This window comes from Vibrio sp. Vb1018, assembly GCF_033338775.1.
In the GTDB taxonomy this organism is placed as follows: Bacteria; Pseudomonadota; Gammaproteobacteria; order Enterobacterales; family Vibrionaceae; genus Vibrio; species Vibrio alginolyticus.
On record NZ_JAWOTI010000020.1, the window covers coordinates 1 to 23,461 of the forward strand.

General features: G+C 40.6%; 28 protein-coding genes. 12 read left to right on the forward strand and 16 right to left on the reverse strand.

From position 1 onward, the window contains the following. Window positions 1–203: 203 nt before the first annotated feature. Window positions 204–1,589, reverse strand: a complete 1,386-nt coding sequence (locus tag R7Z10_RS18360) for an HlyD family type I secretion periplasmic adaptor subunit (RefSeq protein ID WP_234499467.1) — start codon at window positions 1,587–1,589, stop codon at window positions 204–206. Between the two features lie 464 nt (window positions 1,590–2,053). On the opposite strand from R7Z10_RS18360, the gene R7Z10_RS18365 reads away from it, so the two are divergent. Both R7Z10_RS18365 and R7Z10_RS18370 read left to right on the forward strand, forming a co-directional pair. Beyond that, window positions 2,054–2,263, forward strand: coding sequence for a cold-shock protein (locus R7Z10_RS18365; protein WP_017634094.1), 210 nt, complete (start codon window positions 2,054–2,056; stop codon window positions 2,261–2,263). Between the two features lie 206 nt (window positions 2,264–2,469). After that, a complete protein-coding gene (locus R7Z10_RS18370; protein WP_165615990.1) occupies window positions 2,470–2,619 on the forward strand; it encodes a hypothetical protein in 150 nt (49 codons plus the stop codon). 604 nt (window positions 2,620–3,223) lie between these two features. On the opposite strand, the gene R7Z10_RS18375 is transcribed toward R7Z10_RS18370, so the two are convergent. From R7Z10_RS18375 to R7Z10_RS18390, 4 genes are all read right to left on the reverse strand, one after another. Continuing rightward, window positions 3,224–3,541, reverse strand: coding sequence for a DNA-binding protein (locus tag R7Z10_RS18375; RefSeq protein WP_053307329.1), 318 nt, complete (start codon window positions 3,539–3,541; stop codon window positions 3,224–3,226). A 75-nt stretch (window positions 3,542–3,616) separates the two neighbouring features. Continuing rightward, window positions 3,617–4,186: an AlpA family transcriptional regulator gene (locus R7Z10_RS18380; RefSeq protein ID WP_017634097.1), complete on the reverse strand. Its 570-nt coding sequence runs from the start codon at window positions 4,184–4,186 to the stop codon at window positions 3,617–3,619. Window positions 4,187–4,593: 407 nt separating this feature from the next. Continuing rightward, entirely contained in the window at window positions 4,594–4,809 is a 216-nt protein-coding gene (locus R7Z10_RS18385; protein WP_080996187.1) for a Txe/YoeB family addiction module toxin, read from the reverse strand. Between the two features lie 500 nt (window positions 4,810–5,309). Next, window positions 5,310–5,969: a hypothetical protein gene (locus tag R7Z10_RS18390; RefSeq protein WP_258460410.1), complete on the reverse strand. Its 660-nt coding sequence runs from the start codon at window positions 5,967–5,969 to the stop codon at window positions 5,310–5,312. A gap of 578 nt (window positions 5,970–6,547) precedes the next feature. On the opposite strand from R7Z10_RS18390, the gene R7Z10_RS18395 reads away from it, so the two are divergent. Beyond that, window positions 6,548–7,543 (forward strand): DUF4062 domain-containing protein, encoded by a 996-nt coding sequence (locus tag R7Z10_RS18395; RefSeq protein ID WP_318105539.1) that lies wholly within the window; start codon window positions 6,548–6,550, stop codon window positions 7,541–7,543. Window positions 7,544–7,985: 442 nt separating this feature from the next. Here the strand turns inward: R7Z10_RS18395 and R7Z10_RS18400 are convergent, their stop codons facing one another. Beyond that, window positions 7,986–8,399 (reverse strand): hypothetical protein, encoded by a 414-nt coding sequence (locus tag R7Z10_RS18400; RefSeq protein ID WP_258482344.1) that lies wholly within the window; start codon window positions 8,397–8,399, stop codon window positions 7,986–7,988. 325 nt (window positions 8,400–8,724) lie between these two features. Between R7Z10_RS18400 and R7Z10_RS18405 the strand changes: the two genes are divergently transcribed. From R7Z10_RS18405 to R7Z10_RS18435, 7 genes are all read left to right on the forward strand, one after another. After that, window positions 8,725–9,309: a hypothetical protein gene (locus R7Z10_RS18405; RefSeq protein ID WP_258482343.1), complete on the forward strand. Its 585-nt coding sequence runs from the start codon at window positions 8,725–8,727 to the stop codon at window positions 9,307–9,309. 16 nt (window positions 9,310–9,325) lie between these two features. Next, window positions 9,326–9,859 carry a PadR family transcriptional regulator gene (locus R7Z10_RS18410; RefSeq protein WP_054866672.1) on the forward strand — a complete coding sequence of 178 codons (534 nt, stop codon included), beginning with the start codon at window positions 9,326–9,328 and terminating at the stop codon, window positions 9,857–9,859. Further along, window positions 9,856–10,026 carry a hypothetical protein gene (locus tag R7Z10_RS18415; RefSeq protein ID WP_155486354.1) on the forward strand — a complete coding sequence of 57 codons (171 nt, stop codon included), beginning with the start codon at window positions 9,856–9,858 and terminating at the stop codon, window positions 10,024–10,026. The genes R7Z10_RS18410 and R7Z10_RS18415 overlap by 4 nt, the downstream gene beginning before the upstream one ends. A gap of 379 nt (window positions 10,027–10,405) precedes the next feature. Next, window positions 10,406–11,038, forward strand: coding sequence for a hypothetical protein (locus tag R7Z10_RS18420; RefSeq protein ID WP_318105550.1), 633 nt, complete (start codon window positions 10,406–10,408; stop codon window positions 11,036–11,038). Then, window positions 11,031–11,354, forward strand: a complete 324-nt coding sequence (locus R7Z10_RS18425; protein WP_017634108.1) for a hypothetical protein — start codon at window positions 11,031–11,033, stop codon at window positions 11,352–11,354. The genes R7Z10_RS18420 and R7Z10_RS18425 overlap by 8 nt, the downstream gene beginning before the upstream one ends. Before the next feature lie 3 nt (window positions 11,355–11,357). After that, window positions 11,358–12,509, forward strand: a complete 1,152-nt coding sequence (locus tag R7Z10_RS18430) for a hypothetical protein (RefSeq protein WP_258482342.1) — start codon at window positions 11,358–11,360, stop codon at window positions 12,507–12,509. Further along, window positions 12,506–13,018 (forward strand): hypothetical protein, encoded by a 513-nt coding sequence (locus R7Z10_RS18435; protein WP_017634110.1) that lies wholly within the window; start codon window positions 12,506–12,508, stop codon window positions 13,016–13,018. Before R7Z10_RS18430 ends, R7Z10_RS18435 begins: the two co-directional genes overlap by 4 nt. Before the next feature lie 80 nt (window positions 13,019–13,098). Here the strand turns inward: R7Z10_RS18435 and R7Z10_RS18440 are convergent, their stop codons facing one another. After that, the gene (locus R7Z10_RS18440; protein WP_017634111.1) at window positions 13,099–14,598 is read right to left on the reverse strand and encodes a bifunctional diguanylate cyclase/phosphodiesterase; all 1,500 of its coding nucleotides are present in this window, start codon (window positions 14,596–14,598) and stop codon (window positions 13,099–13,101) included. A gap of 383 nt (window positions 14,599–14,981) precedes the next feature. On the opposite strand from R7Z10_RS18440, the gene R7Z10_RS18445 reads away from it, so the two are divergent. After that, window positions 14,982–16,571: a sensor domain-containing diguanylate cyclase gene (locus R7Z10_RS18445; RefSeq protein WP_318105556.1), complete on the forward strand. Its 1,590-nt coding sequence runs from the start codon at window positions 14,982–14,984 to the stop codon at window positions 16,569–16,571. A gap of 461 nt (window positions 16,572–17,032) precedes the next feature. On the opposite strand, the gene R7Z10_RS18450 is transcribed toward R7Z10_RS18445, so the two are convergent. Next, a complete protein-coding gene (locus R7Z10_RS18450; RefSeq protein WP_031812801.1) occupies window positions 17,033–17,329 on the reverse strand; it encodes a YkgJ family cysteine cluster protein in 297 nt (98 codons plus the stop codon). Between the two features lie 302 nt (window positions 17,330–17,631). Here R7Z10_RS18450 and R7Z10_RS18455 point away from each other — a divergent pair, with 302 nt between their 5' ends. Continuing rightward, window positions 17,632–18,600 (forward strand): IS30-like element ISVa6 family transposase, encoded by a 969-nt coding sequence (locus R7Z10_RS18455; protein ID WP_318105559.1) that lies wholly within the window; start codon window positions 17,632–17,634, stop codon window positions 18,598–18,600. Window positions 18,601–18,648: 48 nt separating this feature from the next. Here the strand turns inward: R7Z10_RS18455 and R7Z10_RS18460 are convergent, their stop codons facing one another. The 8 genes from R7Z10_RS18460 to R7Z10_RS18495 form a co-directional block, all read right to left on the reverse strand. Next, a complete protein-coding gene (locus R7Z10_RS18460) occupies window positions 18,649–19,101 on the reverse strand; it encodes a GIY-YIG nuclease family protein (protein WP_017634114.1) in 453 nt (150 codons plus the stop codon). A 106-nt stretch (window positions 19,102–19,207) separates the two neighbouring features. After that, the gene (locus R7Z10_RS18465) at window positions 19,208–19,642 is read right to left on the reverse strand and encodes a hypothetical protein (RefSeq protein WP_017634115.1); all 435 of its coding nucleotides are present in this window, start codon (window positions 19,640–19,642) and stop codon (window positions 19,208–19,210) included. A 219-nt stretch (window positions 19,643–19,861) separates the two neighbouring features. Next, window positions 19,862–20,164, reverse strand: a complete 303-nt coding sequence (locus tag R7Z10_RS18470) for a type II toxin-antitoxin system RelE/ParE family toxin (protein ID WP_136976192.1) — start codon at window positions 20,162–20,164, stop codon at window positions 19,862–19,864. Then, window positions 20,152–20,409 carry a type II toxin-antitoxin system Phd/YefM family antitoxin gene (locus tag R7Z10_RS18475; RefSeq protein ID WP_017634117.1) on the reverse strand — a complete coding sequence of 86 codons (258 nt, stop codon included), beginning with the start codon at window positions 20,407–20,409 and terminating at the stop codon, window positions 20,152–20,154. Before R7Z10_RS18475 ends, R7Z10_RS18470 begins: the two co-directional genes overlap by 13 nt. 213 nt (window positions 20,410–20,622) lie before the next feature. Next, a complete protein-coding gene (locus tag R7Z10_RS18480; RefSeq protein WP_005464459.1) occupies window positions 20,623–20,892 on the reverse strand; it encodes a Txe/YoeB family addiction module toxin in 270 nt (89 codons plus the stop codon). Then, a complete protein-coding gene (locus tag R7Z10_RS18485) occupies window positions 20,885–21,139 on the reverse strand; it encodes a type II toxin-antitoxin system Phd/YefM family antitoxin (RefSeq protein WP_017634119.1) in 255 nt (84 codons plus the stop codon). The genes R7Z10_RS18480 and R7Z10_RS18485 overlap by 8 nt, the downstream gene beginning before the upstream one ends. Window positions 21,140–21,331: 192 nt before the next feature. Continuing rightward, on the reverse strand, window positions 21,332–21,727 hold the full coding sequence (locus tag R7Z10_RS18490) for a DUF3465 domain-containing protein (RefSeq protein WP_318105567.1): 396 nt from the start codon (window positions 21,725–21,727) through the stop codon (window positions 21,332–21,334). 668 nt (window positions 21,728–22,395) lie between these two features. Further along, window positions 22,396–23,319, reverse strand: a complete 924-nt coding sequence (locus R7Z10_RS18495; RefSeq protein WP_336624135.1) for a hypothetical protein — start codon at window positions 23,317–23,319, stop codon at window positions 22,396–22,398. Window positions 23,320–23,461: the final 142 nt, after the last annotated feature.

Sequence of the window (23,461 nt, forward strand, 5' to 3'; positions counted from 1 at the left end):
ATACGGGAAATCAAAGCAAACCAACAATTAGAAGACGCCTTATTGAACCACCTTCAATGAGCATTTCCATTTTTATCCGAAAAGTTATCAAGTTAAGCTTCCCCCCTCTGGCAGAATAAATGTCACACGAGATGCTCCGATTTCATAGGAAGTTAAACATTTTCAATGATAACGGACATATCGATTTTTGAACACAGTATAAGTTAATCATCGGCTGTAGTTTTTGTATTTAGAATTGGCCCCATTAAGTATTCTAAAATGGTCCTCTTTCCGGTTATTATGTCAACTGATGTTGTCATTCCTGGAATGATTGGTAGATCTTTATCACCGAGATTAGTTTTATCAGTACGTATACGTACTACATAAAAGTCGTTACCTTCTTCATCCTGGATTGTGTCTGCACTAATGTGTTCTAACTCCCCTTTTAAACCACCGTACTTACTAAAATCATAAGCGGTAAGCTTGACAATAACAGGTAACTCAGGACGTAAAAATGCAATATCTTTTGGTGCTATTTTTGCCTCTATCAGTAGAGCGTCTTCGGTTGGCACAATTTCAACGATATCCATACCTGGTTGAATAACTCCACCAACTGTATTTATGCTCAACGTTTTAATTTTTCCCGTTACTGGTGAGTAAACCACGGTTCTATTGACTTTATCTTCTAAGTTAACTGTAGACTTTACCAAAGAAGATAGTTGATCTTGGGTGCTATTAAGTTTTTCTTGTTGTTCAGATCGGAATTGTAGCGCGACCTCTATTCGTTTAAGCATGAACTCTTGAATTAATGACTCTAATACGGGAATTTTAAGCTTGCTAGATGTCATTTCACGCCTGCTATCATTGGCTTGTCGTTGTAATTTAAGTAATTCAATGCGTGGAACTATACCTTCGTCAGCTAGAGGTTTGGTAATATCCAGTTCCTTTTTTGCATATTGATAACTCCTACGTAAGTTTTCTACTCGTGCTTTTATTTCAATCAAATCCTGTTGTTTCTGTATGACTTGCTGATCAATCACTGATAGCTGGTTGCGTATATTATTTAAGTTTTCTAGATACTCAGCTTTTTGACGTAGGATTAGTTCAGGTTGAGTTTCTTCTAAAAATGATGGGAACATTAGCTGGTCATAGTTTAGTGTGACATTTTGTCGCCAATCTTTAATGTCAAAGTCATTGTTAACTTGAACGCTATTTATCGAGGCTGTCAATTGTAATACAGATGCACTCAAGTTAGCGACTTGTTGTTCATGCTCACGAAAATCTGAAAGAAAGAGCGTGTCATCGATGAGAATTAATGGTTGACCTTTTTCGACTAATTGACCTTCTTTTACTAAAATTTCTTTAATTAACCCGCCTTCCAAGTTTTGTATAACTTGAACCTGTGAGGAAGGAATGACTTTCCCTAAACCGACAATGACTTTATCTATCTCAGAAAAAGATGCCCAACCAACCATCACAATTGAAAGACTCACCATTATCCAGAGCAACAAACGAGCACTCCTAGGACTTGTTAGGAGTAAGGCTGCGACCTTGTCATTAACAAACTCTAACTCTTCATCGTTAAGTTTGTTGTAGTTCTTTTGTTTCATGTTTGCGCTCATTTATAATAATTTAGTTTTAGTATACCAACTTTAACACCTTGAAGACTGAAACGACCTAATATGAAAAAATCAGTACGATAGACCGAGTACAGAAAACGGCTTTTTAACTCATATAGGTTGCTCTATGATTATAGTAGGATGATAAGGAACAATGCTCCTCTTGGGTGTCAAAATGTTGCTTAAAGCATTCTATAGCGGCTCATATGGCGCGCTTTCGGGGTCTGTAACGTGCATTATTAGTATAAAAATAGAAAATAAAGCTATCTTTAATTTTTGAAACGTGTATAGTTGATTTTGCTCTGACGAAGAGTTGTTTGAAGATAAAAAATATAAAGTAAGTTTTCCAGTGTCATCCCTAGCAAGTTTTTCTCTGTATCTCCCTTAATTCTATATCCTTAAAATAATACTTATGTTCAGTGCACCTTAATTTTAATTTATATAAGGGGCATAATATGTCTAATCAAGTAATTGGTACAGTAAAGTGGTTTAATGAAGCTAAAGGCTTCGGTTTCATTTCTCAAAATAACGGCGACGACCTATTCGTTCACTTCCGCAACATCGTTGGGGATGGATTTAAAAAACTTATTGAAGGCGACAAGGTTTCTTTTACCGTAGGTAAAGGTCCTAAAGGGCTTCAAGCAGAAAATGTAACGACGTTGTAATAGTCTTACAAAACTTAGCTTCCTTATCGCTTGTAATCCAGTGGTAAGGAAGTAGTAGCTCTGATCAATAGTTGTTTCAGATAAAAAAGTATAAAGTCAGTTTTCCCAGCGTCATCCTTAATAAGTTTCTCTGTAAGCTCCCTTCATTCTATATCATAAAATAACGCATGTTCAGTACACCCTAATCATTAAGTAAGGGGCATTGTATGTCTAATAAAATCATTGATTTAATAAATGTATCTAATAATAAAAAAATCAGTAAAAAGAAAAAATCAAATAGTCAAAAATCAAAGCTTGACCTACTTCAAAGAATAACAAGTGGCCAAAGTGGTGTGGTTTTGGAGGTTTTATTTTGAAGAATAATGGTAGAAAGAAAATTTGGTTTAAATTAAGAAATAAAAATAAAATTTTTGAAAGCCAAACTCATAATTAATTTTTCTTAACGTATTTTATCTTATCAATAGTAACTATTGACTCTGGAGTGGTACGTTAACGAACATCGCCAGTTTTTGAGCCATTTGCTCATCAACAAGACCATTCTAATAGCTCAATCCAAACACCATTGAAAGGCGAAATAGCTCGGTGAAGTAGTCTGCTACCTCACTACATTAACCAAATGTCAGGTAACGGATTAAGCTTTACCCGTAGTGCCTTGTGGACACCGGTAAAGAACACAGTAAAACGTTGATAACTGACTCATTATCCGACTAATCCTAATCTTCTTGAGCAGTTTATTCCATTTCTTGGACGAGACTGAACTTGTCCATTACTTTCTCTAAACGCTCTGTCGAAAACCTTGCTCAGATCATCAATCTTGTCGCGCCGTTTTTTCTTGTAGGCGATGTCGCAGCCGGTAATTGGCGGGTTAGTTTCTGTTCTGTAAGAAGTGAAACTAAATTGACTAGATTCCTGACGGGGCACTATTTCAGTAACTCGGCCCAACCGAACTACTGGAATAAGTTATTTAATGTTGATACCTAATCGAACTGATATGCCTAGAACGTTGGCCAGCCCGATAAGTGACGATAAAGAAGGGTTGTCGCGCGGGTGTAAGGTGTTGTCCATACCCTTAACTTGTGAAACAACTGCTAAGGCATCGGCGATTATCGCTGGTTCACCAGTGCTTGCTGCTTCATCAATATAGGCTTGGATAGTCTGTTGATCGGTTAAGTAATCGGATGGGTTAAACTCTTTGATCGCATTAGATGGCTTGCAAAGCGAGTCTGCATTCATGTTGTCTTGAAACTTAGCCACTATTGAAAAATCATAGTCTTTCAATTATTGATCCTCCTTTTAAGCAATTACGATACGCATAAAGAAGCTACCAGCTATACGCTGATGGCAGCTGAGACTTTATGACTTTATGGGAATTATTAGGTTAGTTTGGATATTGATGAATAGGTTTGCGTACTTATCGCTATTCTTCATCAATCTGGTCTCTAGATGATGGTTAATTACATCCATCAGACGAGCGCGTTCTACTAGCTCCATTGCTACCTTGTTTTTTTTGTATAGCCAATCTGCTATGTCGCTAAGTCTCCAAAGAGGGTCTTTCTTTGAAGCCTTTCGTACTGGCACAGGGAAGCCTCCGCCGCCAAATGTACCCTTTTTGTATTTTGCTAGTGTGCTCTTCTTAACCCCGGTGAACTCCGCAGCTTCGCCCAAACTCACAAGGTCGCCCTCAATCGAGATAACTTGTAAATCGTAGCCCTCGACCGATTCTACGTCCTTAATTGCTTGTGTAACCGCTTGAACGAACGTTCCGGCCTCTCGTTCAAATTCGATATACAGCATTTCATCAACAGACATTACCACAGCGTCAGAACAAGCGCCCTCGTATAGTTTGCGTGACACATCAAGTAGATCGTTGTCGTTCGTGATATTGATGTTGCCGATGTTTAAGGTGAACTCATAAATGCTCATTGAACTCTCTCTGCACTCCATTTATGTGTACAATTGTGCCTATACTATCAATTAGGCACAAAAAAGCCACTGTGCTGGTGGCTTAATGGTTAACTGTTCTCTCTCTTCTCAACGCAGCGATAAACGGCCATAGTAATTTCCCAACCGTTTGTAATCGCACTTTCATTGACGTAATCCTTGTCTTACTTGGCGCAATGCGTGGTAAATTCGCTTAGCATGGCCTTGTAATTGGTCATTGGCGAATCATAGTTAACCTGTACATAGTCCTCATTTGCAATATCGATGTTATAAGATTGTCCCTAAACAGCGACACAACCAGACAGTAACAACAGTAGTAGACAAACAATTTTCCGCATTTCTTTTGGTACCTATTATTTTGATGTTTCTATTTTTGATGTTTGGATTGCCTAATAATGATAGCGGCATGAAATAATGGTTATCGCCTGATTATCCACGGCATAGACCAACCTGTTCGTATCATCAATACGGTGCGACCAAAATCCTGACAGGTTCTCCTTTAGTGACTCAGGCTTCCCTATCCCCTCAAAAGAGGAACGTTTAACGTCATTAATCAACTTATTGATGCGCTTTAGGGTCTTTTTGTCTTGCTTTTGCCAGTGCAAAGCACATCAGTCCAAGTAAAGCGCTTAGGTCACTTCGTAAGATCAACATTAGGTGGCGAACGTCACGAATGTCTCGAGCCAATTTTCAGTATTTTTCCTACTCTTGGACCTGGCCAGAAGCAACACCATCATCGCTTCCAAATGTGATTTTAAACGTCACGTAATACTGTGAGAGAGTAATAAAGATTCATACTAGACAGTGGCAGCGATCACATAGGTATGCTGCTATTTCTAAAATGTTTATGCCCAAGGTGTGCTGACGGGATGTGTAACACAGAAATGCCCCATTCCTTGTTAACCCAGTACTCGAATAAATGAGAATAATTTGGGAAAAATTAACTCCCCAAATTTTTCAATAACTTTCATTCATCCAAATAATGTACGCTTTCTATGCCAAAGCTTATTAGAAATGTACTTAACTCAACAAGCGCAACTGTCTGTTGAAATCTCTTCTATCCAGTAATAAGTTAAAACATTTTGGGGGTCACAATGCAGTTGGGCTACTGATTCGCACCATTTGTCAGGATCTTGATTAGGTTCTGCTTAACTTCACTTTTGAATTTCCCAAAATTACCCAAGTCTGTCAGCCAGCCAAACAATACAGCGATTGGGCCATAAACAAGAAATGCGGTAAGAACACAAACGATGAACATAATGCCAGATAGGACAATCCATCCAATTACACCTGGACCTTTAGCAAATTCATCAAACATATATGCAATGGCAGTTAACAGCCCCGCACCAAAGGCAAACGTGTATTGAAGTTTATCTTTGTTAGGTCTTAAACAAGAAGCGTATCGCTCTTTAGTAGACAAGTCTGTATATTCGTTGGAGTTATGATTCGCAATGCCCACTAGCCGTGTGTTCGCTTTACTATTGATGAATAGTAGGCTAACTCGCTGGCCTTTCAATAGGTCAATTTCAGAATTGATTGTGTACTTGAGTTCACGTCCACTATCAAAGCGTACCCAAAAAACCGTTTTAGCAGATGAGCTACTGGTAATTTCGGCAATCTCAGGCCCGTTACTGGTCATCACTCGGTTTGTGTGGATGTGAGTTTGAGTCAATACATCTGAGTCGATGACTTCGCCGCTGCTTACTGAATATTCACCTTTATATGCGCCTTTGCTGGCTGCAGACATTTTAATTGCTAGTTCCATTTTATTCTTTTCTAAGACAGTTAGATGGCGAATATTCAAACACTATTGTCAATAAAGTCAAGACGTTGGCTAAAATTTTAGAGACTGACATATAAGAGAACGATCACATTAGAAAAAATAAAACTAATTGCAGGACAAATCATTACGCATGTTGAAAAACTTAAATAGTGCATCCGCCTGTTAAAACACACCATCAATCAGGCTAAATCACACCGTGGCATAGCTACAAGATGAGCAGCAGTAAGGAGTCACTTTGTGGCAGAGAAGCAACGTTGTAAATAGACTTAGCAGGTTGTTCTGTATTGGCTCTGTCCATCTTCGAGTCAGCTTGATCTGAGCTGACTCATTTGTGCCCCATTCCTTCTCAGCGCGAAAGTTCACTCACAACCAGTGATTGTATGTTTGCCTTACCTGTAGTTATCCGAGGGAGTCTCAAAAATTATGCGTCATTTTGCAATCTAATACCCAATACCTCTCATTAACCTATTGATTATCAATTGAACTGTGATTGGAAAGGCTGCATGATAGGAGTATGAAAAGCGTCTAAAAAGGGTTATACGTTTAAACGTGAGGAATTCATGGATAAAAGATATCAAGTTTTTGTTAGCTCGACATATGTTGATCTTAAAGAAGAGCGTCAAAGTGTTTTGCAGACTTTAATGGAAATGGACTGTATACCAGCTGGTATGGAGCTATTCCCGGCTGCGGATGAAGAGCAATGGGAGTTCATCAAAAAAGTAATAGATGATTGCGACTATTACCTACTAATAATTGGTGGACGCTATGGCTCGACTGCTGAGGATGGGCTTAGCTATACCGAAAAAGAATTTGATTATGCAGTAAGTAAAGGTCTAAAAGTTATAGCCTTATTGCATAAAGAACCGGAGCAACTTCCACGAGCGAAAAGTGAAGTATCTGAGGAAATGTTTCAAAAGCTTCAAGCATTTCGTGAGAAAGTTAGTACTGGACGATTAATTCGTTTTTGGACCGATGCTGGTCAATTACCGGGAGAGGTCGCATTAAGTTTAAATAAAACGATTAAAACTTATCCCGCTACAGGTTGGGTACGTGCTAACTCAGCGGCATCTCCTGAAATACTCAACGAAATTAATGAACTGCGCAAGTATAATGAGTTACTTAAACAAGAGTTAGACGAGCTCAAAGTAAATACTCCATTGTTTCCTCTTGATGAGTTGGCTGATTGGGATAGTGAGCTGGAGTTTAAAGGGACCTATAAGATGTATGCTCGCTCGATGGGTATGGATACTCAATATAAGAACTGGTCAGCAAAAGTTACGTGGTCTCAGCTTTTTTCTACGATAGCTCCCTTTCTTGCTGACCAAGCATTTGATGCCGAAGTTAACCATTTTATAGCACAACAATTCAGTGGGGTTCGCACTGAAACACCACATGTATCCGGTTTATCTGTTGATCAGCAAGATCTTTATACTATTCGAATTCAAATGGTTGCTCTTGGGCTTGTGGCTATTAACAATGACAATCCTCAAGCTAAATGGTTGTTAACTGATTTAGGCATGCAAACCATGATAAAAATGAGAGTAGTTGAGAAATAAACGTATAACAAACTGTTTAAGAGTGATTCGCAACGCGTCGTTACTTTCCCATACGTCAGCTAATCCGTTATGTTCTAATTTAGTAATACCACTGGCACAGTTTTGTCCAAAAGTGATTTACAATCATTCTTCGTATCTAGCTTTGTGAAATAACATCTAAACAAGGTGCTTTGCTTTCATCCACTTAAATCGCGCCATAACTGCTTGATAGCGAACAGGCCACTCCATAGCCACTTGGAGATTGAGGGCGTAGAAAGTGCGTAAATCTCTAGGGGTGATAAGCTCAAACAAAGTCATATTTATTTAACTTGATCTCTTCTTTTGATATTTCTATCACCGTTGGCGTTCATCTTTAATACAACGTCGTGTATCCTGGCAAACTACGAATTAATTCGGAAATTTTCCTTAATAAATTCGTCCAATGGGTAGATCGTCAGCATCGTTAAAACTGTTCTGCATACTGCTTTGTCATCTTCAAAAGGTGGCTGATATTGCGTAGCTGTTGGTCGTGAGTTGCTTGCGTTTGATCATCATCCAAAACCAATGACTGATTGGTGACATCACAATCAATGCCCTCTTTCTCGATCAAGTAAACCGTATCAGCTAGATAAGTTAAAAATTGATATTGGGAATCAATATCTGTGTAGCTTTCTTTGGCTTTGTAAGTAATCTCATCAAAATAAGCACAGAGTGAACCCCAAAACTTAACACTGCTACTTGCTGTCGCTTTCATCTCACAAATATGACCAACACGTAGCTTGATGTCAGTGAAAAATCGCTTTATCTGGTGGGCGTATGTGCCTCTCTGCATTAGCACTATACCAGGGTTAATTAATGGGTTTACCGAAAAATTCATGAATTAAATTCATTTCTTAAACGGCTCCGATTGAGCGTAATCTAATCCCACCCCAGGATTATGGCAATCCTTTTTATTCCGAACATAAAAATTTATATCAATGTATATTTTTTGATATTAAGGGCTAAATTAGTTATTGCATATATTATTTTTGATATGGTAGTCTCACCAACCCATTCCGAACACACTTAATTCTTTGTAGAAAATGACCGTAAAAACGTTCAATGCCAGCAAAGGCACTATTGTCCTGTCTAACCACGGAGCAACGGTGTCGATGGCCATTAACCGCGCCGCTGTCGCGGTAGCGAACGTGTGTGTGAGTTAGGTGTTAGGGAGTGTAGATGAGGAGAAAGCCTTTATTGAGGACGCAGACGAAAAAGCGATACGAAATGAAATGCCTCGCTTTTCCATGTGTGCAGATGTGGTTAGACAACTAGACAAGGCACTGACCAATGGCAATTCCAAAAACCAATTGAGCCTAATCATAGAGCTAATGGAAGCGCTACCACTAGATGGAACGGTCTACGAAATGCCACTACAAGTAGAGTTTATCCCGCACGATGAAATCTACATCGGCTATTTCGATACGACCGTCATTGACCGCATGCAAGGGCTAGGAATTATCACGTTACTTGGGGTGCATGATGATGAGCGACAAGCTATCAAACTCAATGAGCGTGACGATTTTCTAGCAAGCTGGTCGGCGGGAGTGAGTGAGGCTCGCAACGGCTCAGATCTGCATTATGCAGACTACAACAACAACCAATATGCGTTTACTGCCGGATACGAGCACTGGCACAACCGCAACAAAAAGGCGTTAAAGGGAAGACTTACGCATTACTCAACAAGTAGAGAGTATCTATGTCATGGATTTATTGACGAGGATACGGGTGAAATTTGGCATCAATAACAAAAGGTAACTAACTATGACTTTAGGTAATCTACTTCTAGCAATTCTTGAACAGAGAACACAAACAGGCTATGACCTAACAAACCGAACAATGCCTGAATCTGGCGCATGGCAAGCTAGCCACCAGCAAGTTTACCGCGAACTCGGTCGCATGACCGAAAAGGGTTTAGTGTCACACGAAATTGAAGCGCAAGACGGTAAACCAGACCGCAAGAATTACAGCTTAACTCAAGATGGCGAGCGTGTTCTTAACCTTTTACGCAACGAATCTACATGCGATGACCTGTCTATCATTCGTAGTCCTGCATCGGTGATGCTGGAAATCGGCAGCGAGACTTACTTCAAGTCATACATTGAAAAACTCAATCAAGAAATCACTCAACTTAAAGAGAAGCTGAACGCGCACCAGAAAGAGAAAGGCGTGTTCTGTGACAACTTCACACTGCATGTAGAGCGCGATATTGATATGCGCAAAGCAGAGCTTAAGTTTGCCGAACGTTCACTGTCTATGATCACTTCCTCAAACATTGCTACGGAGAATGCTGCGTGAAACCTCGCAAAGCCGTTTATCTTTTAGTTGACTCGCCAGCGCTTAAACGAGCCAAAGAGTGTTTAACTCGAAATCAGCCTTGGGACTACGAGGGTAAGCTCATGAAGATCGTCAGCTGGGGTAACGGATGCGTAACGATGAAGGCAAGCCATGCCATCGGGTTTTGATTGAGATTTACTTTTGATAGGTACAAAAAAACCGCGAATAAACGCGGTTTTTTTGCGGCTGGCCTTAGCAAACAGTTCGAATCAGCAAATTCGAGTTACCAGCCTTTTCATGTTCCACCAGCAAATGTGAAACAAGAGCAAGCAAATAGTAGGTGTTTTTAATGGCTTTGACAATAGCAGAGAAACTTCAAAGACAACGAGAGAAGCAAAAACAATCAATGGAACGTCGCATGCGTATGTATTATCCTTGTGTTATTATTACCACGATATTCCGAGCATTAATTAATATAAATACTATTAATAGGGCTAAAAAGCTTGGTTGATGGTGTTAAAATGACCAAGACTCCTCATCTTAAAAAGCGCACTTAGAGGTCACAACATGGCACGAATGCGCATAGCTGTACTTACTCTATCATCTGGCCAGCCACGACTTATGCTTGCTGGTGTGAATGATGGTCAACTCCATATCATCGAATGCCAGCAATTAGAGCGTTCATTGATGAGTCTTAAGCTGACTTTGCCCGAGAAGTTAGAAAAGCTCAAAAAAAACGGTTTTATTGTGCTGGTGGACGAGGTTACTCCCTACTTTTCGAAGTATGGGCGCGCCGTTCGCTTGTTCGAACTGGACGCAAAAGGCAGACCGATCATTGTGTCGGCAATGGAAGCCTATAACTATCTCACATCCCTAAATGCTATCACCTACCCTCCTAACGCTGGTGGTCGCTTCGAAGTGTCGCCGTCCATCGTAGAAGAAGTGCGGGGAACGGATGGTAAACCCACGTACAACATTGACTGGTCAGAACTACGTCCTGATACCTACGCGCTCATGTTTGTGGTCTATGCAGCTACACAAGACAGTATTGGCGACACGGTAACACTTAAGAGCTTGTTTGGCTTGTTACGCAAGCCTAAGAAAGAGTCAGAAATGGCCTCGCGCGCAATGGGATTATTCAAGGCCAAAACGGGGCTAATCGCAGACGGTAATTATCGAATGGGAGGTGATAATGAGTAAGTTATCCCGCCTCTCAGCAGAGAACATCGAGGACGACATTCTACGGGCGCATTTCTTTGCGAAAGTCATGGAATACGTCAACCGTTCGGGCAATACCGAGCTGTTTGAGTACACCATTCGACTTGATGAAACCTACCGTGCCGATCTGGCCTCTTATCGTGCCTATGGCACGGTTGAGCTTGATTGGCTAGTGAGTCTGGTTTGTGACGTAGATGACCCAATGAATCCGCTACCCGTTGGCCAAACTATCAAGCTGCCACCAGCAGCGTGGGTACGCCGCTCTATGCGTCAATTCATGGACGAAATGGGGCTGTAACCTATGCCGAAGAAGTTTGTAGCGGAAAAACGGGATAACGGCTCATTTGCCAGCCTTGGCCTCAATGAAAAGCAGTTCAACCAGCTATTCAACAAAATTGAACAGGCGCAAAAGAGGAACCGCCGCAATGCTAAGCGAACACTGACCGCCTCAACGCTAGCCAAGCCAACTAATACAGCATTAAAGGCGCTAGGCGAAAAGGCTAAAGGGCAACGGTTTACCAAAGAAGACCTAATCAAGTTCGACAAGGCTCGCCGGCGACACAAAAAGGTCTATGACAGCAAGACAGCGGGTATTACCTATGCCTTTTTGGTGAAGAACTCGCGTCAAATGGACGTAGACCGTGCTAACAACCGTGTCGATGACGGTACGGGCATTCACAAGGCCACGTTGATCGGTATTAAGAACAATGTCGCGCTTATTCGTGTCCGAGCCTCAAGCGTGTCTAGGCATGAAGAACACCGAGTAAAGGTGCGTTTTGAGCAGTGGGATGAACTACTACACGAATCGCCTAATGGGGATTACAACCAAGCGGTGCAACTGGCGTGTGCTGGCCGTATTTCCTTTGATTGCGACTGCGGACGTCACCAGTATTGGTATCGATACTTGGCCACTATGGGTAACTACTGTATAGCACCGCCTAAAGAGTTTGCATTCCCGAAAATCCGAAACCCTGAATTGTCTGGTGTGGCATGTAAACACGTCCTTAAGGCAACAACCATGCTGCAATCACTGGCATGGCAACGCATCTTGGCCAACCAAATGAAACAGCAAGCGCGCCGTGTTGGTTTTGGCTCAGATAACAAAACGTACTTGCTCAACGAGAAAGAGAAGAAAGCCGCCGCTCGCAACCGTAAAACAATGGTGGATAAAGCCGCAGCTACGCGCGAACACGCGAAATATCTACGTGCTCAGAACGCAATGGAAAAACAGATCGCCAAACAGAAACGGGAAAGCGAAACTATTAAGCGCCAAGCGCGCAAACTGCGTAAGGAGTCCAACGAGAAGAAAGGTTATATCGATATGATTAAGGTCGGCTTCCAGAACTTCCATGACGGCTACAAGCTGCAAGGAAAGACTAAGAGTGAAGCTCTGACCAACTTCGCAAAATTGATGAACGTAACACCAAGCAGATTAGAGAGAATCATCAAATGAGTGACGCAGTTAAACCTGTAGTAAGAAAGGCTCGATACCAAGGCCATGTGCCCTTTAACCGTGTTTTAAGGGATGATTGGATTAAGGCCATCAAACTATCACCTGATCACTTTGAAGCGTCCCTGTATCGTCCTATTGAGCCAGAACTGGAACCAACGGATGATAATTACCAAAGCGAGTCAGTGCTAGAGCTAGAAACCAACCAAGACACGCTTACTTATCGTGAGCCAGAGCTGGTGGCTTTATTAGCTTGTCCAGATGAGCAAGAGAACTTTTTCATGATGGACGATGGCGACGAAAACCTTGGCGAGTCCTTAGAGCCGCTAATGCTGCGTATTGCTTCGCACCATGTTCCTGTTGGTAGTGTACTGGAATGGGATGAAGAAAACGCCGAGGGATTACGAACCGTGTGGTGGTACGTACATAAAGCCGTTGGCTATGGCACAGCGAATGTGGGCGTGATTTATATCTGCATACCAATGCGTGATTTTAACAAATTACTTAAGTAGAAAATTCACCACATAATGCAGCACCATCTTTAATGGCTAGGGTGCTCCCTGCGAAAGAGCAGAGAGGGGAATACAACATCTTAATACATAACATTTGCGATGTTATTTAATTTTCTATCCAATAAAGCAATGGGGATTGGACGACTTAAATAGAACCCTTGAACTAGCTCACAATCTAACTCTTCTAGAACACACAACTGTTCAAGGGTCTCTACCCCTTCAGCAACGACTTGAATACCAAATCCCTTTGCGATGTTGACTATGCCGGAAGTGATCGCTCTTGAGCGATAATCAATAGCGATGTTTTTAATGAAGCTTCGATCTATTTTTATTTCATCGACATCCAACTTATTGAATATTGCAAATGAGGTATAGCCAACACCGAAGTCATCAATAGAGAACCTCACACCAGATTTCTTGAGTTCCTTGACTAAACTTGCGCATTGTTCAACATCGTTTAACGTTGCTGTCTCTGTTATTTCTAAGCAGAGGTATTGTGCAAAATCAAGGTCTTTTTTTAAGTAATTTTCGATACGATGCATATCTTCAATGCTATTTAGCTCAGTAGCAGAAAGGTTCACTGATACCTCTTGAATGGCTCGTCCTAGAAGCTGCGTTTCTCTAAGTTGCTTTGATGCTTGCTTGAGGACTAGTTCTGTTAGAGCACTGCAGAGATTGTTCTCTTCTGCCAGTGTGATAAATACTGCAGGAGATATATCTCCATATTCGGGGTGTTTCCATCGAGAGAGCACTTCAACTCCAGCGACTCTCTTATCTTTAAGGCAATACTTTGGTTGAAATACAATCTGTATTTGGCCTTCTCGTATTGCGTTACGTAAGTCTGAAGTCATCTGTTGTCTCTGGAGCTCATGTTTAGCGAGCTCTTTGTCGTGGTAGCGGATAGTGTTTTTCGTGATCTTTGCTTGAGCAAGTGCATATTTAGCTGACGACATGAGCTGCTTTACACTTTCCCCATCAAATGGATAAAGCGCAACACCGATGGAGCATGTCAAATCAATACCATGACGTTTTGAGTTCTGCTTAAACTGCCTTTGAATAAGTGCTAAGTGCATATCAACTTGACTTTCGCTTTCCATACGAATCAAACAAGCAAATCCATCAGAATGCACCCTTGAAGAGAAAAGTGGAGAAACGGTAGAAGAGTTAATCGATTGTGCGATATCTTTTAGAAACAGATTACTCTTTACAAAACCGATTCGGTCGGAAACGGGCTTAAAATTGTCTATATCGAGAAGAAATAAAACATAATGTTCATCCTTTTTTGTATTACGAAACTTTTGTTCCAAATAGCGAAAAAAGACGTAGGGGCTATGTAAACCGGTTACATAGTCAATGTCATTGGCTCGTTCAATATACCTGTTGTTCTTTTTTATCAGTCCCCATAGCAAGAAAGAGGTGATCACAACAAATAGCATTCCTTTTAGTGACTGAACCGAGGTGTATACTTGTTGATTGTTAGATAGGAGCTCTACCGCTTTGTCTGAGAACAATACCCACATTGACGCGAATGCAAAGTAGGACAAAACGAGCTTAGCGGAGCTGAGAAAGTTTTTTTTCATATAAACCACAAAATACTCGTGTACTGCCCAAGGTTAAGAGCATACTTAAATAAGTAAACTATCACCACATTGCATATCAAGCTAGCAATATATCAATTAGATTTTCAAAACAACATATTAAACACATGCTTTTACGGATTAAGTTGACGTTTCGTCGTAACAAGAACCTCTAATTGCCCCCATCCTAATATTGTTCAGGTCTAGAGCTTAGTTGCTGTATGTTTACCATCTATGTTGCTTATATGAGTTTCAAGAAATATATAAGCTAATAAGGAAGTTGCATATCAAACATGGCTGAACTGTCAAATCTGTTCAAACTGGATTTAATCGATTTACAGTTACGAGTAGAATCACTTTTAATAGACCAATGGATGACTTAATTTATGGAATACCTGGGTGAATCAAAGCGGCTGAGAGATAAGTTAAATTTAAGACAACTGATACTATTTTTAAGCATCTTTAGTATGATGGTCACCCTTCTAAACGCTTTTTACTCCATATATCATGTTCAACGTGAACTAACTATCACTAACACCATTGAATCCAATCGTGTTTATGCTGAAAAAATGGCCAGAATGACGGACACTTTCATTGAATCAGCACTATCACAATTGGAGTACAGCGCACTTATGCTTAGAAGCAAGGTGCGAGATACAGATGAGTTGCAACAAGAAGTGGATCGGTTGAGGCTCCAAACCAATGCCTTTAACTCTGTAGTCATCGTCAATGCGAAGGGAATTATTGTTGCCGTTTCACCTGAAGCAATACAAGTGAAAGGTGTCCAATTAACAAGTGAAAGTTCGCTACAATCATTGAAAGCTAAGTCTCCAATCGTGACTGATCCCTTCGTATCTCCTGCAGGTAATTATCTGATAAGTATTTCCCACCCTATTTTCTCCGAACAAAAAGAGTATTTAGGATATGTCAGTGGCTCTATTTATCTCGATAAGAAGAACATGTTAATGAGCATACTTGGGCAACATAGCTATAGAGATGGGTCATACCTCTACGTTGTGGATAAGAATCAGACATTGATCTATCACCCTGATCGGCAAAGAGTGGGAGAAGTCATTGTTAATAATGACGCGATAAATGATGTTATTCAGGGAAATAAAGGTGGTAAAGCCATCATTAACTCCAAGGGTATTGATATGCTTACTGGGTACGCACCAGTTAATGCTTCAGGTTGGGGGATAGTTGCACAGAAATCAGAAGGCTTAACTTTTTCTGTACTTAACGACCAAATGTGGGATGTGCTTGTAGAAACTTTTCCAATTGGAGCCATCACGCTTTTAGTTATTTGGATATCTGCGGCTTTTATCTCAAAACCGTTGTGGCAGCTAGCTAATGTAGTCAAAAGCTTTGAAAACCGTACTTCTGCTATACGAGACTTAAATGAAGTTAAACCTTGGTATTTTGAAGCCTCACATCTAAAGTGTTCATTTCTCAGCGCATTCAACATTGTATCCAACACCATTGACCAACTGCATATCGATACTTTAACGGATTCAATGACTGGGCTGTTAAACCGTCGAGGTTTAGATAAAGCCATTGATAACTTGCGTATACAAAACACTCCATTTTCTGTGCTCGCTCTGGATGTTGACTATTTCAAAAAAGTCAATGATACCTTTGGCCATGATGCCGGTGATGCCTTACTTGTCAGTGTGGCAAATATTATCAAGGCTCAGGCGAGAGAGATGGATATTGTCTGCCGCTCTGGCGGAGAGGAGTTTATGGTCTTTTTAGTTAAAACTGACATACGTCAAGCTGAATACGTTGCTGAGAGAATCCGAAAAGCCATTGATTCAAACGAGTTTGATGTTGTAGGTCACGTGACTATTTCTATCGGCATGTCTCAATGGTTTGCAGAAAGAGAACCGATCAACGCTACTCTTAAAGGTGCTGATGATGCGCTTTACCAGGCAAAACATAACGGTAGAAATAGAACTGAGGTGCATAAGGTCAACTGACTCGATCAATTTAATGTGTCATTTACTTTAGGTTCGTTGTAACTTAATTCAGACTTAGCGAACATATAAAGTTCACAACTTCAAGATACCTTTACTCTTAAAATTCAAGTGTATTAGGTTGAGCTGTCTCATAATAATTTTTTTGTCAAGTCAAGCAAGCGAAACTTGTTACCAAGCTTCGTCTATCTCGTAATCCAGCATGTAAGTAGTCTCGATGTAAAAAACATAATCTTTTACAGGTTAGCTCATTTCTTGTTCCTCAAGTTGCGAGTAGTAAGAAATGCTATCTGCTTCTAAAGCTTTATTTTACTGGATTGAGCTCGAACCCAATTTTAAGAGTAAGTAACGTAATATTGCAGCACCTTAATTATAAACACCAAACGCATAATGAAATTGCCGCGTGAGCCGAATCATTCTTGAGCGATTGATTTTACGAATAAAACAAACCTTAGCAATATGATTTATATGAATTTATCTCGCTCATCCAAACATTCATCTGAAGCCATTTCAAACTCGCGACATATCCAAGGACGATTTTCATAAATTTTGCACATTAAACTGTCTCTATCTAAAGCAGCACACCAACCATCACTTAGACGCAGCATTGACTCACTACCATACTGATCACGTTTTATATACTGTTCTGGGACTCCCGTATCAGAAATGATCATTACCTCCAGTCGGCAACAGCATGCTTTACAGTTAGAGCAAGATATTTTTGAGGGATAAGTCGGTGTAGAAAAGGTGGGTATGTTCATAAGTAGCTACATTTTGGTTAATTACACATAATACCGTAATTTAGTACAAACTACTTACTTCTGATGTTCGCTATCTTGTGGATCATAATGCCCTGTTAAGGTATCAACGACGCTAATACCTTAGTTAAACAATTGTGCCATAAACACTAAACTGGCTTGGGGTGAAAGCGCCAAGCGTTACGAAGCCATCTCGAACAGTTTGTTAGCAGACTTGGATTCAAGTACGAAGTGCGACACCTCTGAACATAAAAACAGTGAGATGCGATAATCATGAAGTTTGCTCCCGCCAAGAAGTAAAAAACATGAAATACACGCACCTCACTGAGAACGAAAGGTATATGATTTCTGCGCTCAGAAAGCAAGGAATTAGTACCGCTAAAATAGCTAAACAACTGGGGCGTCACAAAGCCACTATCTATCGAGAAATTGAACGCAACTCCCGATACAACAGACACTTTAAAAGGTACTCCTATCAGGCATGGAGAGCCCAACAGATGGCTCGCAGCCGGCTAAGCCGATCGCGCAGAAATAAGCGCTACAGCGAAATCGACTTCAGGTTACCTGAAGCCTTGCTGCGACTGGATTGGAGTCCTGACCAAATCGTCGGATACCTGAGGGTAAGAGGCTATCCAACAATGAGCCACGAGCTCATTTATCAGCATATTTGGAACGACAAAACTCTCGGTGGAACCCTATGGAAACATCTACGCCAATCCACTAAGAAAAGGCGTAAAAGGTATAACTCAAAAGACAGCCGAGGTCGGCTGGCAGCAAAGCGTCATATTACCGAAAGACCTGCAAAAGCTGAGCACCGAAAAGAGCCTGGTCACTGGGAAATTGATACCGTCGTTGGCCGCGGAACCAAGCACTGTATCGTGACTTTAGTCGACAGAATGACTGGCTACACTTTTATTGGGCAAATGGACGATAGAACAAGCGAGTCGCTAAACGTAAGAATGAGCAAAATCATGACCCGCTCTGACTTACCTTTTAAGACGATAACTGCGGATAACGGCACTGAATTTCATGGTTATGCACAATTAGAAAAACATCATAACTGCCTGTTTTACTTTGCAAATCCATACCATTCATGGGAGCGAGGCACTAATGAAAACACCAATGGCTTGATACGACAATACTTACCAAAACGAACTTCTATGTCACACGTGACACAGAAGCTCTGCAATGAAATTGCACACAAATTAAATACGCGCCCACGCAAAAGGCTTGGGTATAGAGCACCAACGGAGTATATTCATGCGCATCTGTAGAAAGTGTCGCACTTCAAACTTGATACTAAGAGATTTATCAAAGCGATCCTATTTATTGTTTCCACCTTGCTTACCAAAAGCAGGCTTCAAATCATATGATATTGCATCTTCAATGAGCTGAAGGATCTCTATTGGAACATCATATTCAAGAATTCGAACCTCATAATTACCATCGAACCATTTATACATGTGTAATGAGTACGTTTTGTCAGGACAATAAATCAGATGTTGTCTTAACCTTTTTCGTAAACCAGTAGTTGAGGAACCGACATATAGAACATGTGATGGGGTATTTACTTTGCTACATGCTTTAAGCTTTTTCCGCTTAAAATCTACGAATGATTCAAACGTACTATCTGCGCATCCGCCAACCTCTTTGATGATATAAATCCCTTTATCAAGGTCTGGAATTTCATTAAAGCTAGAAACCTTAAAATCAGATTTAGGTTTGGCTGCTTTAGCAGTTTCACAGGTTCTAATTAATCTATCCAAGTATTCCATTACTGTCGTTTCTATCCTATTCTGCTAACGCCCTGTTGAGATGCACGTACACCACCTTAAACACTAATTGCAACGCCACGCGTTGCGAATTTCTCTTAAATAGTTGTTATGTGCGTACTGTTTGTAGCAATTGCTCTGATAGTTCAGAAAATTGTTCAATTAACCAAGTTGAGCCATCATTCATATTGCACTCAAACTCATCTATAAGTGTTAACTCTCGGGAATTTAGGTCTTGCTTAGCTACATTTTCAATTGGGTAATGCTCTATATCCCAGCCCCTTTTTTGAGCATTAGCTAACACAAGGTGAACGTATCGGTATTTCAAGTTACCTTGTGATTGAAGAGAGCCATCTCTTTTTAACACTGGTCGTCGAGACTTTCCTTCGAGAATCTTTACCACGTTAGATTTGTACTCATTCAGTCTCGCTTTATTCGAAGCTTTACCAATATAACGAAACTCCTTTTGTTCAGCAGAGATCTTAATGAAATACAGATATGGTTGAGTGAGATCGATTTGCTTAGGATTTGTCCAATTAAACATTAAATCAGTCCTTGATAGTTTATTGTTGCCGACACCAAGATTAACAGACATGCTCATCTAAAGTTTGAGACTTTCGCCAAAACACATAACGCCTTGTTAAGGTGTGAGGCACGCAATACCTAAGCTTCCCATACCACCTTAACCACTGAAACAAACGCATAGTTAAAATGCCATGCGTTGCGAATCCCTCTTGAGCAGTTAGCCGCTCATTCCCAAAGGTTATTGCTTGCTCAATAGGAACTTACGTAAGTCTCTCTCAGCACGCATAACAAACAGAATAAATACTTTATCGCCGTCTTGTTTATAGAAAATACGGCATGGATTAACTACAACTTCACGATAACTTAGATGTGCTAGTTCAGGCGGAATGCGACCCGATTCAGGGAAAGCTTCTAAGCGCTCGACTTTAGAAAAGATCGCTTGAACCAATTGTTTTGCAGCTACGATATTTTCAAGTGCGATATATTCAGCGATATCATTGAGGTCGGATAACGCTGGCTCAGTCCAGATTATTTCAGCCATTTTGACATTTTGTCCTTGGCGTCATCGTGACTCACCACTTTACCGTCAGCTAATGCACGTTCACCTCGTGCAATCCCCTCCAGAATCGCCAAGCGATTTTGCATAAACTCGTAATCATCAACATCAACCAGATATGCCGATGGCTTACCATGTTCAGTAATTAACACTGGTTCTTTGGTGTCGTGGAGATCGGCGAGGATTTTAGTTGCTTGACGTTTAAGTGATGTAACTAGTTCTACTTTCATGAGAGCGGCTCCAAAGGAATACTAAAGTGATACTATTCTATCACTTTTAGTATAGCAAGCTCCATGACGGCTAACGCCGCGTTAAGTAGTGAGCAACGTAATACCGAAGCTTCCGCAAGCCACCTTAATCACTAAACTCAACGCATAGTGAAAATGCCACGCGTGCCGAATCACTCTTAAATGTTTGTTAGATGCCAGATCGCTAAACCTGATTTAGTAGTGGTAACGACACGAAATTATCGTTATCGCTTGATCATCGACTGCGTAAACAAGCCTATTAGTGTCATCAATACGGCGAGACCAAAAACCAGATAAGTTCTCTTTTAACGGCTCTGGTTTGCCGATGCCCTCAAATGGAGAGCGTTTAACATCATTGATGAGTTTATTGATGCGCTTGAGTGTTTTCTTGTCTTGAGTTTGCCAATACAGGTAGTCATCCCAAGCGTCATCAGTCCACGACAGTAAACGTTGACTACTACTCATCAATTAACTCTTGTGCTGTTGTTTTACCGGCACGGTACTGTGCAATCGAACGATTTAGGTGTTCAGCGTTTTGAGGAGAGCGTAGTAAGTGAACTGTCTCCATAAGGCTATTGTAGTAGTCTAAAGACATAACCACTGCATCTTCAGAATCACGGCGTGTAATAACTGTTGTATCAGCATCATTAACTACACCGTCTAAAACAGCTTTAAGACTATTTCTAGCTTCAGTAAAAGATACGATTCTCATAAGAACCTCCACATGTACGTTTTATGGAACAAGTATAGTCTTCACCACTCTACTTGTACAGTAAATTGAACATGCGATATTGATAAGGAAACTAACGCCGCATTAAGGTGTGAGCGGCGCTTGGTTATACTTGAGCGAAGCGAAACTGGCAAGCGTTGCGAATCACTCTTGAATGCTTTGTTATGTGAATTTTTACTCGTACGTCTTACCTTTGTGCTTTAACCAACCGTGCGGGTGTCTATTGTTTGGGTCATGGTGTGTCCAGTGCATAACACCACCTTTTTTATTCCATTCATATTCACCGTAAAACTGAACTCGATCGCCCACTTTTAGGTTTGGAATTCTAGGAGCCAAATCAATATTGTGAGCAACAAGTAAGGTCTGTTTACTGTCCAACTTTAAAATAAACTTTTGATGCCTACTTCCTTCGTTGTCATCACGTAGCAAGCGACTTACTGTGCCTGAGCCTTGAACTTGAACATCACTTTGATGATTATCATATGCTGTTTTTAACTGATGATCATTAGCTTGAGCACCAATCGAGGCTAGACAAAAGAGAGTTATAAATATAGCGATAAACTTCTTCATATAGTCAATTTCTCCAATTCACATAACGCCCTGTTAAGGTGTGAGCAACGCAATACCGATGCTACCGCATAACATCTTAAACACTAAAACCAACGCATAGTAAAAATGCCACGCGTTGCGAATCACTCTTAAATGCTTGTTAGCACGCTGCCTCTAAATCCTTTGGCACACGCCAAGATATTGAAATATAGCACGAAACTGATGGCTTAAACACTGAAACCAAACGGACAACTGCCAAACTGAAAACTAACTTTAAGCGCAAGTTGGCAAGAAGAAAAACATGCGAAAATACACTATTTTCGCAGTAATAAAATTTGCAGAGGATTCTTTCTTCGGACTTGAACAACCACGACAAAGATCTAAATTTAAGGCAAAAAATCAACCGCATCCAAGAAACCGCGCCCCAGAAATAGCTCGAAAGTTAAAAACCGTAAACGGTGAAATCAAAGCGAAAACTTTACATCTAGTGCCACCGGAAAGAACGTGAGAGGCAAATTTGAACAGGTGTAAATCTGGGAAAAGAAACCAATAAACACAGAAACTTTTGACCTTTGATGCCAACCCAGTGCTAACGCCGCATTAAGGTGTGAGCGGCGCTTGGCTATACTTGAGCGAAGCGAAAACGCCAAGCGTTGCGAATCACTCTTAAATGCTTTGTTATAGCGCATTTACCAGCTTTCGTTGAACCCTTTCATCAATAAACGAGCAGAAAGGTCTTGCTTTGATAAGTTCAACTCAATTGTTTTCAGCAGTGCTCTACTAACAATGAGTCTCAATTCATGTACGTCAGTGATAGTAATCGTGCTTACATCCCCGGTATGTACAAGTTTCGAACGTTTACCATAAAAGTCCTTCACTTGCTTAAAGAGTTTCTGCGCGTCTGTTTCATTGTCAGTCAGCAATACTGCACAACCTCTTGAGACTCTTAAGGTCAACTCTGACTTTGCGTCATTAAATATAGCCTCAAGCGCCATCATAAGAGCTAAAAAATCAAACTCACTATGATTTGTAAAATATGATTTTTCAAAGTTACTTAAGGCAAATTTAAGGTATTTTGGTAGCGAGTCTATAGGGTGCTCACGAAGAAAAGTATTTATACCATTGTAGTCATAGTGGAACAGACTAAACGTCATATCACGACTCGAATCACCACACTCTCGCCCGCTCATCGGTTCAATCTCACCATCATGTACTTGATAGTAAGACTCAAATACACACTTTATATCTCCGTCATTAAAAAGGCGCAAAAGGTTTAACTTGTGATTTATATAATCCGAAACTGATTTTTCGAACGCAGATTCTTTTGAAAAATTATTGACCCTTTCATTCAGGTCTCCCCAACAGCCATCATAAGTAGGGTAATTTTCGAAGTGCTTCCTAATTACAAATACTTTAGTTGATTGGCGTTCTGAATAATCTGGCAAGCAACTCCATGGGTAACGAATTTTATTTTCGACATCACTGAAAAGAAAGTTTTCCTCACAAAATTGAATAAACTCATCAACATTGATGGATGCAACTCGAAAACCTTCGCCGAAATCGATCTTTAAGATAGAGCGATCAACGTTTCCTAATAAAGCCATGTATTCCAATAATGTATCCTCTTGCTCTTGCGCTATAACGCCTTGTTAAGGTGTGAGGCACGCAATACTTAAGCTTCCGCATGCCACCTTAACCACTAAAACCAACGCATAGTAAAAATGCCACGCGTGCCGAATCACTCTTGAACAATTT

What these genes read in the sequence shown, in the direction of transcription:
- R7Z10_RS18370 (WP_165615990.1), top strand. Translation starts at nt 2,470, where the DNA reads ATGTCTAATAAAATCATTGATTTAATAAATGTATCTAATAATAAAAAA.
- R7Z10_RS18480 (WP_005464459.1), bottom strand. Translation starts at nt 20,892, where the DNA reads ATGAGTAGTAGTCAACGTTTACTGTCGTGGACTGATGACGCTTGGGAT.
- R7Z10_RS18430 (WP_258482342.1), top strand. Translation starts at nt 11,358, where the DNA reads ATGCCGAAGAAGTTTGTAGCGGAAAAACGGGATAACGGCTCATTTGCC.
- R7Z10_RS18460 (WP_017634114.1), bottom strand. Translation starts at nt 19,101, where the DNA reads ATGGAATACTTGGATAGATTAATTAGAACCTGTGAAACTGCTAAAGCA.
- R7Z10_RS18440 (WP_017634111.1), bottom strand. Translation starts at nt 14,598, where the DNA reads ATGAAAAAAAACTTTCTCAGCTCCGCTAAGCTCGTTTTGTCCTACTTT.
- R7Z10_RS18475 (WP_017634117.1), bottom strand. Translation starts at nt 20,409, where the DNA reads ATGAAAGTAGAACTAGTTACATCACTTAAACGTCAAGCAACTAAAATC.
- R7Z10_RS18470 (WP_136976192.1), bottom strand. Translation starts at nt 20,164, where the DNA reads ATGGCTGAAATAATCTGGACTGAGCCAGCGTTATCCGACCTCAATGAT.
- R7Z10_RS18455 (WP_318105559.1), top strand. Translation starts at nt 17,632, where the DNA reads ATGAAATACACGCACCTCACTGAGAACGAAAGGTATATGATTTCTGCG.
- R7Z10_RS18360 (WP_234499467.1), bottom strand. Translation starts at nt 1,589, where the DNA reads ATGAAACAAAAGAACTACAACAAACTTAACGATGAAGAGTTAGAGTTT.
- R7Z10_RS18390 (WP_258460410.1), bottom strand. Translation starts at nt 5,969, where the DNA reads ATGGAACTAGCAATTAAAATGTCTGCAGCCAGCAAAGGCGCATATAAA.
- R7Z10_RS18465 (WP_017634115.1), bottom strand. Translation starts at nt 19,642, where the DNA reads ATGTTTAATTGGACAAATCCTAAGCAAATCGATCTCACTCAACCATAT.
- R7Z10_RS18485 (WP_017634119.1), bottom strand. Translation starts at nt 21,139, where the DNA reads ATGAGAATCGTATCTTTTACTGAAGCTAGAAATAGTCTTAAAGCTGTT.
- R7Z10_RS18425 (WP_017634108.1), top strand. Translation starts at nt 11,031, where the DNA reads ATGAGTAAGTTATCCCGCCTCTCAGCAGAGAACATCGAGGACGACATT.
- R7Z10_RS18490 (WP_318105567.1), bottom strand. Translation starts at nt 21,727, where the DNA reads ATGAAGAAGTTTATCGCTATATTTATAACTCTCTTTTGTCTAGCCTCG.
- R7Z10_RS18380 (WP_017634097.1), bottom strand. Translation starts at nt 4,186, where the DNA reads ATGAGCATTTATGAGTTCACCTTAAACATCGGCAACATCAATATCACG.
- R7Z10_RS18410 (WP_054866672.1), top strand. Translation starts at nt 9,326, where the DNA reads ATGACTTTAGGTAATCTACTTCTAGCAATTCTTGAACAGAGAACACAA.
- R7Z10_RS18365 (WP_017634094.1), top strand. Translation starts at nt 2,054, where the DNA reads ATGTCTAATCAAGTAATTGGTACAGTAAAGTGGTTTAATGAAGCTAAA.
- R7Z10_RS18445 (WP_318105556.1), top strand. Translation starts at nt 14,982, where the DNA reads ATGGAATACCTGGGTGAATCAAAGCGGCTGAGAGATAAGTTAAATTTA.
- R7Z10_RS18420 (WP_318105550.1), top strand. Translation starts at nt 10,406, where the DNA reads ATGGCACGAATGCGCATAGCTGTACTTACTCTATCATCTGGCCAGCCA.
- R7Z10_RS18435 (WP_017634110.1), top strand. Translation starts at nt 12,506, where the DNA reads ATGAGTGACGCAGTTAAACCTGTAGTAAGAAAGGCTCGATACCAAGGC.
- R7Z10_RS18395 (WP_318105539.1), top strand. Translation starts at nt 6,548, where the DNA reads ATGGATAAAAGATATCAAGTTTTTGTTAGCTCGACATATGTTGATCTT.
- R7Z10_RS18400 (WP_258482344.1), bottom strand. Translation starts at nt 8,399, where the DNA reads ATGAATTTTTCGGTAAACCCATTAATTAACCCTGGTATAGTGCTAATG.
- R7Z10_RS18450 (WP_031812801.1), bottom strand. Translation starts at nt 17,329, where the DNA reads ATGAACATACCCACCTTTTCTACACCGACTTATCCCTCAAAAATATCT.